This window comes from Stenotrophomonas sp. STEN029 (genome assembly GCF_056760015.1).
This window is the reverse complement of sequence record NZ_JBRREC010000049.1, coordinates 1-13,528: the sequence shown is the minus strand read 5'-3', so window position 1 is coordinate 13,528 and position 13,528 is coordinate 1. Positions and strand designations below refer to the sequence as shown.

The 13,528-nt window shown below is 64.1% G+C and carries 7 protein-coding genes and 1 pseudogene; 3 read left to right on the top strand and 5 right to left on the bottom strand.

Going from position 1 to position 13,528, the window contains the following annotated elements; genetic code table 11:
- Positions 1-69: 69 nt before the first annotated feature.
- Together ACVOLI_RS11945 and ACVOLI_RS11940 are read left to right on the top strand one after the other, a co-directional pair.
- Positions 70-3,633 (top strand): annotated as a pseudogene (locus ACVOLI_RS11945) (ATP-binding protein); the annotation flags it as partial.
- 318 nt (positions 3,634-3,951) lie between these two features.
- The gene (locus ACVOLI_RS11940) at positions 3,952-4,329 is read left to right on the top strand and encodes an MAPEG family protein (RefSeq protein ID WP_481614575.1); all 378 of its coding nucleotides are present in this window, start codon (positions 3,952-3,954) and stop codon (positions 4,327-4,329) included.
- A 210-nt stretch (positions 4,330-4,539) separates the two neighbouring features.
- Here the strand turns inward: ACVOLI_RS11940 and ACVOLI_RS11935 are convergent, their stop codons facing one another.
- The 5 genes from ACVOLI_RS11935 to ACVOLI_RS11915 all read right to left on the bottom strand — a co-directional run bounded on the left by ACVOLI_RS11935 (position 4,540) and on the right by ACVOLI_RS11915 (position 12,606).
- Entirely contained in the window at positions 4,540-7,464 is a 2,925-nt protein-coding gene (locus tag ACVOLI_RS11935) for a TonB-dependent receptor (RefSeq protein WP_481614574.1), read from the bottom strand.
- A gap of 144 nt (positions 7,465-7,608) precedes the next feature.
- Entirely contained in the window at positions 7,609-8,352 is a 744-nt protein-coding gene (locus tag ACVOLI_RS11930) for an SDR family NAD(P)-dependent oxidoreductase (RefSeq protein WP_481614573.1), read from the bottom strand.
- Positions 8,353-8,428: 76 nt separating this feature from the next.
- Positions 8,429-10,060 carry an EAL domain-containing protein gene (locus ACVOLI_RS11925; protein ID WP_481614572.1) on the bottom strand — a complete coding sequence of 544 codons (1,632 nt, stop codon included), beginning with the start codon at positions 10,058-10,060 and terminating at the stop codon, positions 8,429-8,431.
- A gap of 95 nt (positions 10,061-10,155) precedes the next feature.
- Positions 10,156-10,935, bottom strand: a complete 780-nt coding sequence (locus tag ACVOLI_RS11920; RefSeq protein ID WP_481614571.1) for a sulfite exporter TauE/SafE family protein — start codon at positions 10,933-10,935, stop codon at positions 10,156-10,158.
- A gap of 33 nt (positions 10,936-10,968) precedes the next feature.
- Complete coding sequence (locus tag ACVOLI_RS11915; RefSeq protein WP_481614570.1) at positions 10,969-12,606, bottom strand: EAL domain-containing protein; 1,638 nt, start codon at positions 12,604-12,606, stop codon at positions 10,969-10,971.
- A 377-nt stretch (positions 12,607-12,983) separates the two neighbouring features.
- On the opposite strand from ACVOLI_RS11915, the gene ACVOLI_RS11910 reads away from it, so the two are divergent.
- Positions 12,984-13,379, top strand: a complete 396-nt coding sequence (locus ACVOLI_RS11910) for a YchJ family metal-binding protein (RefSeq protein ID WP_296252161.1) — start codon at positions 12,984-12,986, stop codon at positions 13,377-13,379.
- The last annotated feature ends 149 nt before the right edge of the window (positions 13,380-13,528 follow it).

Here is a 13,528-nt window from a genome sequence, read left to right as displayed (position 1 = left end):
TGGCACCCACGCCACGCTGACCAGAATGACCACCGCCGCGCCCTGCGTGGCGGCTGAAGGATGAGCCGTATGGAAACCACGTCCCACACCCTGCTTCCCAATGCCGCGTTGTTCAACGACCCGGCCAGCGATGCCCGCGCGAACCAGTTCCGCATGCGCCGTTTGCAGGTGCTCAACTGGGGTACGTTCTCCGGCCTGACCGAAGTGCCGATCGCCGAACGGGGCTTCCTGTTCGTCGGCCGCTCCGGCTCGGGCAAGTCCACCCTGCTCGATGGCATGAGTGCATTGCTGACGCCGCCGAGCATCGTCGACTTCAACGCCGCCGCGCGCGAAGCCGAGCGTTCGGGCCGCGACCGCTCGCTGGTGTCGTATGTGCGTGGCGCCTGGGCCGACCAGCAGGACAGCGAGTCCGGCGAAATCGCCACCCAGTACCTGCGCAAGGGCGCTACCTGGAGCGCATTGGCGCTGGAATACCACAACGCCCGCGGCGACGCGGTGTCGATCGTGCGGCTGTTCTGGATTGCCGGTGCCGGCACCTCGGCCAATGACGTGCGCAAGCATTACATGGTGATCCCGCGTCGCTTCGACCTGGCCACCGAGATGGAAGGCTTCGACCTGGACCTGCGCAAGCTGCGCGGTCGCCTGGGCGAAGACGTCGGCCACTTCGACAGCTTCACCGGTTATGCCGAGCGCTTCCGTCACCTGCTGGGCATCGGCAACGACATGGCGCTGCGTCTGCTGCACAAGACCCAGTCGGCCAAGAACCTCGGCGACCTCAATGGCTTCCTGCGGGGCTTCATGCTGGAAGAGCCGCGCACCTTCGAAGCTGCCGACCGCCTGGTCGATGACTTCGCCGAACTCGATGGCGCCCACCACGCCGTGGTCACCGCGCGCCGCCAGGTCGAGACGCTGACCCCTGCGCGTGATTTCCACCAGGACCTGATGACGCTGCGCAAGGGCGTGGCGACGCTGCGCGACCTGCAGATCGGCATTGACGGTTTCCGCGAGGAAAAGCGTCTGGAGCTGGTCAACGAGCGCCTGAAGGAAGTGGAGATGCTCGACCGCGGCCTGATGGGCGAGGAAGGGCAGCGACGGCAGTCGCTGGACAACCACGAACAGAAGCTGGTCGAACTGGAACGCCAGCAGCGCGAGCAGGGCGGTGAGCGCATCGACGGACTCGAGCGCGAGCGTATCCGCATCGAACGCGAGGTCGAAGAACGCAGCCGCCGCCGCAAGCAGCTGGAAGGCGCCTGCCGCCAGCTCGGCATGGTGTTGGCTGAAACCGCCAGCGGCTTCTCCGAACAGGTGGAGCAGGCGCGTGCCTTGATCGATGGCACCAAGTCCGGTGCTGGCACCGTGGACGACGCCATCGCCGAGCGCATGGCCGAGCGCCGCGACGATGAAAAGCGTTTTGCCGCACTGCGGGTGGAACTGGAGTCGCTGAAGGCGGCGCCGAGTTCGATCCCGGCGCCGCTGCAGCAGCTGCGCGCACGTCTGTGCGACGACACCGGCCTGTCCGAGTCCGCGCTGCCCTTCGTCGGCGAGTTGATCCAGGTGCGCGAGGACCAGATCGGCTGGCGCGGTGCGATCGAGCGCGTGCTGCACGGCTTCGCGCAATCGCTGCTGGTCGACGAGAAGAATCACCAGCAGGTCGCCGAGTGGGCCAACCGTACCCACCTGGGCACCAAGCTGGTGTATTTCCGCATCCGTGACAACGAGCTGCTGCACGCACGCGAGCCGGAGAAGCGTTCGCTGATCCACAAGCTGCAGTTGCGTGATCATCCCTACGGCGATTGGGTCTACAACGAGCTGCAGCGCCGCTTTGATTACACCTGCGTGGAGAACGCTGGGCAGCTGCGCAACGAAGACCGCGCGATCACCCGCGAAGGCCAGATCAAGCACCCGGGCGACCGCTACGAGAAGGACGACCGGCATGCGGTCAACGATCGCAAGCGCTGGATGCTGGGCCACGACAACCGCGACAAGCGTCGCGTGTTCGAACGCGAAGGCCAGGAGCTGGCCCAGCGCATCGCCCGCAGCGAGGCCGATGTGGCAATGCTGCGCAAGCAGCGCGAGAGCGGGCAGGAAAAGCAGTTGGCCGCGCACTCGCTGATCGAGCGCGACTGGGACGAAATCGATGTCGGCCCGCGCCTGCAGCGACTGAGCGATATCGATGAGCAGCTGGTCGACCTGCGCGAAGGTGACACGGCACTGGCGCGTATCGGCCAGCAGATCGAATTGACCCGCGGCCTGCGTGACCAGGGCAAGCGCACCTATGAAGACGTGCGACTGGAACGCGGTCAATTCTCGCGTGAGCGCGCACGCCTGGAGCAACTGCGTGACAACGGCCAGGCGCGCGTCGCCAGCGCACCGTTGACCGAGCTGCAGCGCGAAGGTCTGGAAGAACGCCTGAACATCCTGCCGGGTTTGAACCTGGAAAGCCTGGAAAGCCACTTCCGTGTGATCGAGCGTGGTCTGGCCGAAGAGTTGGGCAGCAGCCAGGGCCGTGATGCCAAGTTGACCCAGCATCTGCTCGATTGCTTCCGCAAATACACCCAGCAGTGGCCGGAAGACTCTGGCGACTTCACGGTGTCGCTGACCAGCGCCGACGATTTCCTTGCGCGTTTGACCCGTCTTGAGAGCGACGGTCTGCCGCGCCACGAAGGCCGCTTCTTCGAGTTGCTGCAGACCCAGAGCAAGAACAACCTGCTGGCCCTGCAACGGCACACCGCCGAAGCGCACAAGGCGATCAAGCAGCGCATGGACGAGGTCAATGCCTCGCTGGAACAGGTCGCATTCAACCGCGGTACCGTGCTGGCCATCGACGTGCACGACCGGCGCCTGCCGGAAGTGCAGGACTTCCAGCTGCAGCTGCGCGCGGTGTTGACCCACCAGCAGACCGAAGACCGCTCGCTGGCCGAGTCCCAGTTCAACGTGTTGCGTGACCTGGTGCGTCGCCTTGGCGCGCAGGAACCTGAGTTGCGCCGTTGGCGCGAGCAGGTGCTCGACGTGCGCCAGCATGTAGAGTTCATCGGCGTCGAGCTGGATGCTGATACCCGTGAGCAGGTTGAAATCTACCGCAGTGGCGCCGGCAAGTCCGGTGGCCAGCGGCAGAAGCTGGCGACGACCTGTCTTGCTGCCGCGCTGCGCTACCAGCTGGGTGGCGAAGACGGTGAGCTGCCGCGCTACGCCGCGGTGGTATTGGACGAAGCCTTCGACAAGGCCGACAACGAATTCACCGCGCTGGCGATGAACATCTTCGAGAACTTCGGTTTCCAGATGGTGGTCGCCACCCCGCTGAAGTCGGTGATGACGCTGGAGCCGTTCATCGGCGGCGCCTGCTTCGTCGAGATCAGTGGCCGCCACGATTCGGGCGTGCTGCTGATCGAGTACGACGACGCAGGCAATCGCCTGAAGCTGCCGGCGCGTGCACGTGGTGCGATGGCGCAGGCCAATGCGGAAGACGGGGTGGATGTACCGGTTGCTGGTGAGGCACCGGCTGCGTCCAGTGCAGCTGCTGATGCCGGGCTTGAAGCGTCGGTTGCTGAAGCTGCAGTGGAAGCGGAAGCGGAAGCCAAGCCTTCGGTGAAGAAAGCTGCGAAGAAGGCTTCGACGAAGAAGAATATTCCAGCCTGACGGTCGGGAAGCGAGATTTTCCCTATTGTCAGGGCCGCCAGGCTTTTTCTTCTCCCGCTTGCGGGGGAAGGTGCCCGAAGGGCGGATGGGGGAGCTTTTGGCGTTGCTTTGGCTGGCGCATCGAGCCAAAGCCAAAGCCAAAGCCAAAGCCAAAGCCAAAGCACCCCTCCCCAACCCTCCCCTTGGCCTTCGGCCAAAGGGAGGGAGCACCGCCAAGCCTCCCTTCGTTGCACATAAGGGAGGAAACAGAGCAAAGCCATCGCTGCGCTTGTTACCCTCGACCTACTTCAAGACACGCGTGTAGCGGAGATCAGCATGCATTACGTGGAAATCATCACCGCCCTGGTGGTGCTGCAATACTTGTTCTTCATTGTGCTGGTCGGCCGCGCGCGTGGCCGCTACGGCGTCAAGGCACCCGCCGTTACCGGCCACGAGGGCTTCGAGCGCGCCTACCGCGTGCAGATGAACACCTTGGAGCTGATGGTCGCGCTGCTGCCAAGCATGCTGATCGCCGCACGCTTCTGGCCAGCCGAATGGGTGGCAGGCATTGGTGCGGTGTACCTGGTCGGCCGCTTCATCTACTGGCGCGCCTATGTCGGCAACCCGTCCAGCCGCGGCCTGGGCTTCGGCCTGTCGATGCTGCCGGTGCTGGTACTGCTGTTGATGGCGCTCGCTGGCGCGTTGCTGCGCTGAGCAATCCAGCTCTTGTAGGAGCGGCGTAAGCCGCGAAGCAGGACCGCCTGCCGCCGTCGATCAATCTGCAATCGAGACAAGCCCGGCGTTGGGTCAGCAGGAACTCCAGCGGACTGGGCACTCGAGCCCACCGGCTTCGCGGCTTACGCCGCTCCTACAACCACGGCAAAAACCAAGGGAGCCTCGCGGCTCCCTTGGTCGTTTTCCAACTCAGAAATCCATGCTGAGCTTTGCGTAGGTGTAGCGGCCGGGCAGGTCGTAGGTTCCCGGGTCATAGCCATTGAGCGTGCAGCTCAGGCAGATCGGCGGGTTCTTGTCGAACACGTTGTTGACGCCAACGCTCACCTTTACGCCCTTCATCCACGCATCGGTACGCCAGCTGACCTGTGCGTCGTGATAGGTGGTCGCGCCCAGCCAGTGCTGATCGGCAACACTGTCGGTGCAGATCGCAAAGCCGTTGGCGCCGGCACAGCTTTCGCGCAGACGGTCGATGTAGCGCATCGTCCAGTTCACGTTCCAGTTGCGGAAGTCCCAGTTGGTGGCCAAGGTCGAGCTCCATTCCGGGATCGAGCTGTCACTGACTTCGATGCCCGGACCCTTCGGCTCCGGTTGCCCGGATTCGTTGATCAGCTCGTAGCGCGTCACCCAAGTCGCCTTCCAGTCGAAACCGAGCTGGCCCCAGCCGGTTTCCGGCAGCAACCAATGCGCGTTGAAATCCCAGCCACTGGTGTTGATGGTGCCGAGGTTGGCGAGGATGTCCTCGAAGCGCACGATCTGGCCGCGGTCATTGCGGGTATAGCTGGCGCAGGCAACGGCATCGCGGGTATCGATGCAGCGGTCCATGATGGCCTGTGCATCCGGTGCCTGGATCGCCTTGTCGATGGTGTGGCGGTAGAAGGTCACACCCAGGTCGAGCTTGCTGGCCCAGCTGCTGTCTTCGGCCCAGCTTGGACTCCACACCGCACCGGCCATGAACGAGCGGCTTTCTTCCGGCTGCAGGTCGCGGTTGCCAGAGGTCACCACCGAGATCTGCGGATTGGCCTGCTCATAGCCCGGCGGTACGCCATCGGCCACGCACTTGGGGGTGGTGGATGCGGCGTTGTTGCAGGGGTCGACGATGGTGGCGTCGAAGCGGCTCAGCGTGCCGTACAACTCACCGATCGACGGCGCACGGAAGCCCTGTGCGAATGACATGCGCAGCAACAGCTCATCGGCCGGCTGCCAGCGCAGGCCGATCTTGCCGGTGTTGGTGCCGCCGAAGGTGGAGTAGTCCGAGTAGCGGCCGGCAATGCTAAGGTCCAAGCTCTTGCCCCAGAAACCTTCGCGCGCCAGCGGTACGTCGAGTTCGACGTAGGCTTCCTTCACCGAATAGCTGCCGATGGTCACGCCCGACGGCACGCCGTTGTACTCGCCGGCGATGGTGATCGGGTCGGGGTGGTATTCGCCCTTGTAGCGACGCCATTCGGCACCGGCGGCGAAGGACACCGGCCCGGCCCAGATGTCGAACAACTCGCCGGTGATATTGGCCGAGCCCAGCGACAAGGTGTTCTTGCTGCGATCACGCACGATCGGCGAGATCCATGCCAGCATCTCGGGGGTGATGGTGCCGGGGCCGCCAAACAGGTTCAACGGTACGCAACCGGCGATGGCCGCACACGCTGCCGGATCGCCCAATGCCTGGTTGATGTGCTTGATGTTGTAGCTGCCGGTATTGGTCTGGGTAGCCTTGCTCTCGCTGGACATCACATTGACGTCCCAGTTCCAGGTGCGCTGGTTGACCTCGAACACACCATCCAGACCGCCGGCTGCATACCAGGTCTTGACGTCCTGCTCGTAGCGGCGCGGTCCACCTTCGACCGGTCGTCGGCCAAGCAGGAACAGGTTGGGGTTGGGCCCCATCGTGGTCAGGTCGAAGCCGAACGGGTTGTACGGATTGTTGGCCGAGATCACCAGCTTGGTTTCGGCCCAGTCGTTGTACACACCGGCATCAGTGCCGAGGAAGATCGGCTCCGGTGCGGCCTGGTTGGCGGACTCGCGCTCGCTGTACAAACCGCGGAACCAACCGCTGACGTTGGGGGTGAATTCGAAGCGCACCTGACCGAATACCGATTTGCGCTCGTTGGGAGTCAGCAACAGGTTGTAGGGTGCGAAGTTGAATCGGTTGGCGGTACCGAAGCGGATGAAGTCGCCGGGGAACGCGGCCCCGTTGGCGAAGTTGGCGCCATTGGGCAAGGTGATGTTGCAGGTCGCCGAACCGGGGATGGGATTGCCGGCAGCGTCCTGGCCAAGCGGACACAGCCCGCCGTACGTATTGTTGCCGTCCGGCGGCGCAAACACCGTGCGGCCGCCTGGCGTGGCCGAGCTGCCGTTGGCCAGGCCGGTGCCTGGTACTGGCTCGGTCGCCCACTTGTATTCGGACGAGCTGATCTCTTTCTGCTTGAACCACGACGCTCCAACAATCCACTGCGCGCGTTCGCTGCTGCCGCCAAAGCTCAGGTCGATGCTGCTGGTGTCGCCACCCTTGAGGTTGTAGTCGCCGTACTGCACTTCGACATGGCCGCCGTCGGCGCCTTTCTTGGTGATGATGTTGACCACGCCGGCAATCGCGTCGGAGCCGTAGATCGAGGACGCACCGTCTTCCAGCACCTCGATGCGATCGACGATCGCCAGCGGAATGGTGTTCAAGTCCACCGATGAGCCCACACCCGAGCCGGAGGATTCATTGACCCAGCGGATGCCGTCCACCAGCACCAGCACGCGCTTGGGTCCGAGATGACGCAGGTCCACCGTCGCCGCACCGGCGCCGACACCGCCACCATCAGGTGGAAAGCCAAAGTTGCCGCTGGAGTTGAGCTTGGTGCTCAGCGATGCGCCGCTGGCGGTGAGGTGTTGCACCACGTCGGCAACCGAGCTGTAGCCGGTACGTTCGATGGCTTCGCGGGTGAGTACCTGCACCGGGACCTGGGTTTCCAGCTCGGCCTTCTTGATGCGGGTACCCGTGACTTGAATACTGTCCAGGGTCTTGGGCGTGCTGTCCGGGGCCTGTTGCGCGAAGGCTACGGTGGGCAGCAGGCACAACAGTGACAGGCGGACAGCGCAGCTGAGGCGGCGCGGGCGTAGCGGTAACAACGTCATCGGAATGCTCCTGGTGATTGCCGGACTACGTGCCCGCCACCATGACGGGCGTAGCCGATTTGTAAGCAATTCGTTAGGCGCAAACAAGCGGAGACGTCTCAACGCGGACCTGAATCCGTGTAATGAAACTGCAGTTACATCAATTCATCGCGATGAATAGCCGCCATCGACCAGATGGTAGCTCCCGGTAATGAACGAGGCTTTGTCCGACAACAGGAAACAGGTCAATGCAGCCACTTCCTCGGCCGTGCCCAATCGCCCGAGCGGGTGCAGTGCGACCAAGCCGGCATAGCTGCGGTCGTCCATGTCCTGCAGCAGCGGTGTATCGATGAAACCCGGGCCCACCGCGTTGATCCGTAGCCCGCGCGCGGAGTATTCCAGTGCCGCGCTCTTGGTCATGCCGACCAGTGCGTGCTTGGCCGCCACGTAAGCGGCCGCGTCGGCCCAGCCATTGCTGCCGAGGATCGAGGCCATGTTGACGATGGCACCGCCGCCACTGGCAAGGATCGCGGGGATTTCGTACTTCATCGAGTAGAACACGCCGTGCAGGTTGACCCCGAGCACGCGGTGCCATTCTTCCAATGGGTAGTCGGCGGTCTGCAGGCTGGCCCCGCTGATGCCTGCATTGTTGACCGCCAGGTGCAGGCCGCCGAAATGCTCGTTGCAGGCGTTGACCATCAGCCGCACCGCGTCGGGATCGCTGACATCCACCTGCAGGGCGTGTACCTGCTCGCCCAGTGACATGGCCACGGCGGTGGCAGCATCGCCGTCGATATCGGCGGCCAACACCTGCGCGCCGCGCGCGGCGAGTTGCCGCACCACTGCCTCTCCTATTCCGGAGGCGGCACCGGTAACCAGCGCAATGCGGCCGGCAAAATCCTGTTGCATGGGAAGCCTCCACAACTGCGGTCATTCCGCATATGGCTAGGCTCCCGCGTTTGTCTTGCAGGCGCATTGCGCCGGATCAATCCAGTGCGGCAGCGGGCGTGTGCTTCAGCGGCGGCTGCACTGCGGCATGTTGCCCGGGATGGGTATGCAGCGGCACGAACGCGCTCAGATCGGCGGCACGCATCGGCCGGCCAAAGAAATAGCCCTGCCCGTAGAGCACGCCGTTGCTACGGAAGAAATCGGCCTGTTCCTGGGTCTCGATGCCTTCCGCCAGGGTCTGCATGCCCAGGCTGCGTGCCAGCTCGATGATATGAATGGCGACCTGGCTGGTCACCGCTTCGGTGCAGGCGGTGGAGGTGAAACTCTTGTCCACCTTGAGGATGTCGAACGGATAGGTGGTCAGGTAGGCGAGGCTGGAATAGCCGGTGCCGAAGTCATCAATGGCGATTTCGATGCCCATTGCGTGGATCGCCGCCACCACGTCCTGAGCGCTGGTTTCCTCCAGCAGGCCACGCTCGGTGGCTTCCACCACGAACAGGCCATTGCCGGGACCAATGGCGCGTTGCATTTCCGCCAGCAGCCGGGGGGGGTCCATCGATTGCAGGTCGCGCGGCGACAGGTTCACGCCGAGGCGGAAGCGGGGGTACTGGCGGAAGAAGCCGCTCAGGTCCTGGACCACCAGTTCCAGTACCCGGCGGGTGACCAGCTGGATCAGCCCGGCATCCTCGGCAAAGGGGATGAAGCGATCCGGTGGCACCACGGTGCCGTCCTCGTGCTGCCAACGCAGCAGCGCCTCGGCGCCGATGCAGGTGTCGTCTTGCAGGCAGAACACGGGCTGGTACATCAGGAAGAAATGCCCGTTGTTGATGGCGCGCAGCAACTCGGCACGGGTCGACCATTGGCGGCGGATCATCATCAGCGCCATCCCCAGCACCGCCAGCCCGGCGATGATGCCGATCGGGATGAACCAGTGCGCGAACTGGGCCACGCGCGTATCGATCGTCGCCAATGGCGTGGCCACGATCACCCCGGTGCCGCCCGGGCGAAGTACGCGGCGCACCACCAGGTAGCCCGCCTCGGTATCGGTGAAGTGGCCGTCGTTGTTCTTGTCCGCCGTGGTCGTGGTCCAGCTTGGCAGCAGGGTCCCCTGACGCGCGGCATAGCGGCCGTCCATGCTGTTGAACAGGCCGAGTGACAGATCGGGGCGGGCGAACGGGGAGATCAGCCCGTCCGGGAAGACCAGTAGCGCGTAGCCGCCCTTTTCCAGGATCACGTACTCGCGCCCGGGCAAGCCGGGCACCTGCACCTGGGTGTAGACCAGCACGCCGTCAGCTGCACGCAGGGGGTGGCGAGGCAGCACGATCTGCCGCATCAGTGCGCCGCCGGAGGAGCAGGCGACCTTGCCGTCCTGCAAATACAGCGTGCTCTTGACGATGTGCGAGCTGATACCGAAGCGTTGCATGCGCAGCAGCCCGTCCGGGCTGCAGGGGGCATCCCCGCTGCTGCGCATTTCCGCGCTCAAGCGTTCGATCACATCGATGGTGCCGGCAACCTCGCGGCGGATGCTCGTGGAGACGTCATCGAGCAACACGTACTTCTCGCGGATGGCCTGTTTCCTCGCCTGGTGCAGCGAGTAAACCACCGGGACACAGGCAAGTATCGCTGCGGCGAGCAGCAGCAACGCAGCGATTCGATAACGTTTGCTCATGGATGCGCCGTCCCGGGTTGGCTGCTCACTGCACCACTATGTGACGTACATCAAAAATTTCCAGTGGCCGAAGTTTAGCTATGTGCAAACCAGCTTCACGCGGCGCTGAAGGTATCCCAGGCCATGCGCGCGATCAGCACCACTACCAGGACCACAAAAAGCTTGCGAATCAACGGGGTGCCGCCGCGCAGGGCAAGGCGGGTGCCGGTCACTGCGCCCAGCACGTTGGCCGCCGCCATCGGAATGGCGAGCGCCAGAAGCACATTGCCGCTGGGCACGAAGAACGACAATGCCGCAACGTTGGTTGCCAGATTGACAACTTTGGAGGCAGCCGAGGCACGCAGGAAGTCCAGTCCGAAGAACCGCACGAACAGGAAGATCAGGAAGCTGCCGGTGCCCGGCCCGAAGAAACCATCGTAGAAACCGATCACCCCGCCCATCGCCAGTGCGATCAGCAACTCCCGGCGGCCAACCTCGCGTGGCCGGTGGAGCGCACCGAAGTCCTTCTTGGCCAGCGTATAGCCCAGCATCACGATCAACAGGGTCAGCACCAGTGGCCGTACCGCCTCCTTGGACAGCAGCGTCACCGCAGTGGCACCGAGGAAGGAGAACGCAAACGCGGCTGCCGCCGCCAACAGCACCGGCCGCCACGGGAAGCGCACCGCGCGCGCATAGCGCAGCGCCGAGGCACCGGTACCGAACACCGAACTGAACTTGTTGGTGCCCAGCAGGGCCGCTGGGGTCTGCTGCGGCAGGGCAGTGAACAAACCGGGCAACTGGATCAGACCACCACCGCCGACCGCCGCATCCACCAGCCCCGCGATGAAGGCGATGACCAGCAGCCAGGGCAGTTCGGGGGGGATCAACTCCAGCATGGCAACTCCGGCGCAGGGCGCGACAGCATACGCTCAGTGCGGCGGTGTATCGCCTGGAACCGGGCCGCGCGGCAATTGCCCATGCAGCGCAGGCGGGTATGCACGGGTGTCGGCAGCCACAAACTGGAACAGCGCCTCGGCGCTCATCGGCCGGCCGAACAGATAGCCTTGGCCATACAACACCCCCCGGGAGCGGAAGAAGTCGGCCTGCTCCGTGCTTTCAATACCTTCGGCCAAGGTCTGCATGCCCAGGGTGTGGGCGAGGTCGAGAATGTGCTCAGCCACCTGGCTGGTCACCGCCTGGGTGCAGGCGGTGGAGGTGAAGCTTTTGTCCACCTTGAGAATGTCGAACGGATAGGTGGCCAGGTAGGCCAGGCTGGAATAGCCGGTGCCGAAGTCGTCGATGGCCAGTTCAATACCGAGTGCGCGGATCGCGTCGAGCACGCTCAATGCACTGGTCTCTTCCAACAGTGCACGCTCGGTGGCCTCCACCACGAACTGGCCACAGCCCGGGCCGATGTTCTGCAGCATCTCGCCCAGCAGCCTGGGTGTCTGTTCCGATTGCAGGTCGCTGGCCGCCAGGTTCACCGCAAGGCGGAAGGACGGCATGCGTCGCAGGAAGCTGCTCATGTCCTTTTCCACCAGTTGCAGCACCTGCCGTGTGATCTGCTGGATCAGTCCGGATTCTTCAGCGATGGGAATGAAGCGGTCAGGCAGCAGTACCGTGGCCTCCTCATACTGCCAACGCAGCAGCGCCTCGGCGCCAATGCAGCGGCCATCGTGCAGATCGATCAGCGGCTGGTACAGCAGGAAGAAGTGGCCTTTTCCGAGCGCACGCAGCAACTGGTTGCGCGGTGATAGCTGGTGCCGGCTGAGCAGCAGCACGCTCGCCAGCACGCTCAAGCCGATCACGATGCCGGCCGGAATGAACCAACGCCCGAACCGGGCCATGCGTGCATCGATGGTGGCAATTGGCGTGGCGACGATCACGCCGTCGTCTCCGCCCTGCATGATGTGCCGTACTACCAGGTAACCCGCATCGGCATCCAGAAAACGGCTCGATGCGCGCGCAGTGCTGGTGGAGGATGCCCAGTGATCGAGCACGCCGCCGTTGCGGACGCTGTACAGGCTGTTGCGGGGCGTGAACAGGCCCAATGACAGGTCGGCACGGACGAAGGGCGCGATCACGCCCTCCGGGTATACCAGCAACGCATAGCCCTCCTTCTCCAATACCGCATAGCTGCGGTCATGCACGCCGGGCAGCCGCACATCGGAATAGACACGGATGCCGTCGGTGCGCTTCGATGACGCGTGTCCAAGCACCAATTGCTGCATCAGCGGATCGCTGGAGGAACAGACCACGCGATGGTCCTCCAGATACAACGCCGCGATGGAGATCTGGGTTCGTGCCGCTACCCGTTGCAGATGCCAGATGCCCGCAGGGCTGCACGCGGCCTCACCCCGGGCCGACATTTCGGCATGCATTCTGGTCAGCATGACGAGTGCATTGCGCACGCGCCGATCAAGCCCAAGTGCCACATCATCCAGCTCCCTGTACTTGTCGTCGATGGCTTGTTGTCGGGCCTGATGCAGTGCGTAGAACACGGGAAGACAACCCAGCAGCAAGCCCGCAAGCAGGAAAATTGCAGCGATCACATGGCGGCGTTTCATGGCTGCCCCATCCGGGGATTGGCGGGATTCGCGCAAATATGTGACGTGAATCGGCAAGAAAACAATGTGCAGACAACTGTCCACAAACCGCGTGGTTACACGCCACCCAAGCTGTCCCATGCCTTTCGCACGATGAACATCATCAGCAACACAAGGAAAGGCTTGCGGATCAATGGTGTGCCATCGGCAGCGCCATTCGTGTGCCGACCACGGCGACACGGACGCTGGCTGCTGCCATGGGTACAGTGGATCCAGTGGCTACGACGGTCCGGGTGGCAACAACGCCAGCATGGCAATGCCGGCGCAGGATGCGCCGTCATACGCTCAGCGTCGGGCCATCGCTTGGAACCGCAGCGTCCGTGGATGAAAATGCAGCGATGCAGATATCCCCAACTACTCCCTGTCCCTGCGGCCGCGACCAGGCCTATGCGGCCTGCTGTGGCCGTTACCACGCCGGCCAGGCCGCAGCTGACGCCGAGTCACTGATGCGTTCGCGCTACAGCGCCTATGTGCTCAAGGACGTCGACTACCTGTTGGCCAGCTGGCACCCGGACACCCGCCCGGTCACGCTCTCGTTGGACGATGCTCCCGGCCAGCGCACGCAATGGCTGGGCCTGAGCGTGCAGCGGCATGCAGTCACTGGCGAAGACACCGCCGACGTCGTGTTCACCGCCCGCTATCGCGTAGGCGGTGGCAGCGCGGTGAAGATGGTCGAGCACAGCCGCTTCCAGCGCATCGACGGCCGCTGGTATTACCTGGATGCCGCTGGCTGAAGCATGCGGCTTCCCGCGCACCGCGGCGGGGGCGAGGCAGCGGCAGCGATCCCTGGTAGAGCCCAGGCCAGAGAGGGGGGGGGCCGAACCCGGGGTCCCCCCCCCCCCCGGGGGGGGGGCGAAACGACCCCAACCCACCACAGGCGAGG

Bases quoted from the DNA above. Each gene is read 5' to 3' on its own strand.
- ACVOLI_RS11940 (WP_481614575.1), top strand. From the start codon at position 3,952: ATGCATTACGTGGAAATCATCACCGCCCTGGTGGTGCTGCAATACTTG.
- ACVOLI_RS11935 (WP_481614574.1), bottom strand. From the start codon at position 7,464: ATGACGTTGTTACCGCTACGCCCGCGCCGCCTCAGCTGCGCTGTCCGC.
- ACVOLI_RS11930 (WP_481614573.1), bottom strand. From the start codon at position 8,352: ATGCAACAGGATTTTGCCGGCCGCATTGCGCTGGTTACCGGTGCCGCC.
- ACVOLI_RS11925 (WP_481614572.1), bottom strand. From the start codon at position 10,060: ATGAGCAAACGTTATCGAATCGCTGCGTTGCTGCTGCTCGCCGCAGCG.
- ACVOLI_RS11920 (WP_481614571.1), bottom strand. From the start codon at position 10,935: ATGCTGGAGTTGATCCCCCCCGAACTGCCCTGGCTGCTGGTCATCGCC.
- ACVOLI_RS11915 (WP_481614570.1), bottom strand. From the start codon at position 12,606: ATGAAACGCCGCCATGTGATCGCTGCAATTTTCCTGCTTGCGGGCTTG.
- ACVOLI_RS11910 (WP_296252161.1), top strand. From the start codon at position 12,984: ATGCAGATATCCCCAACTACTCCCTGTCCCTGCGGCCGCGACCAGGCC.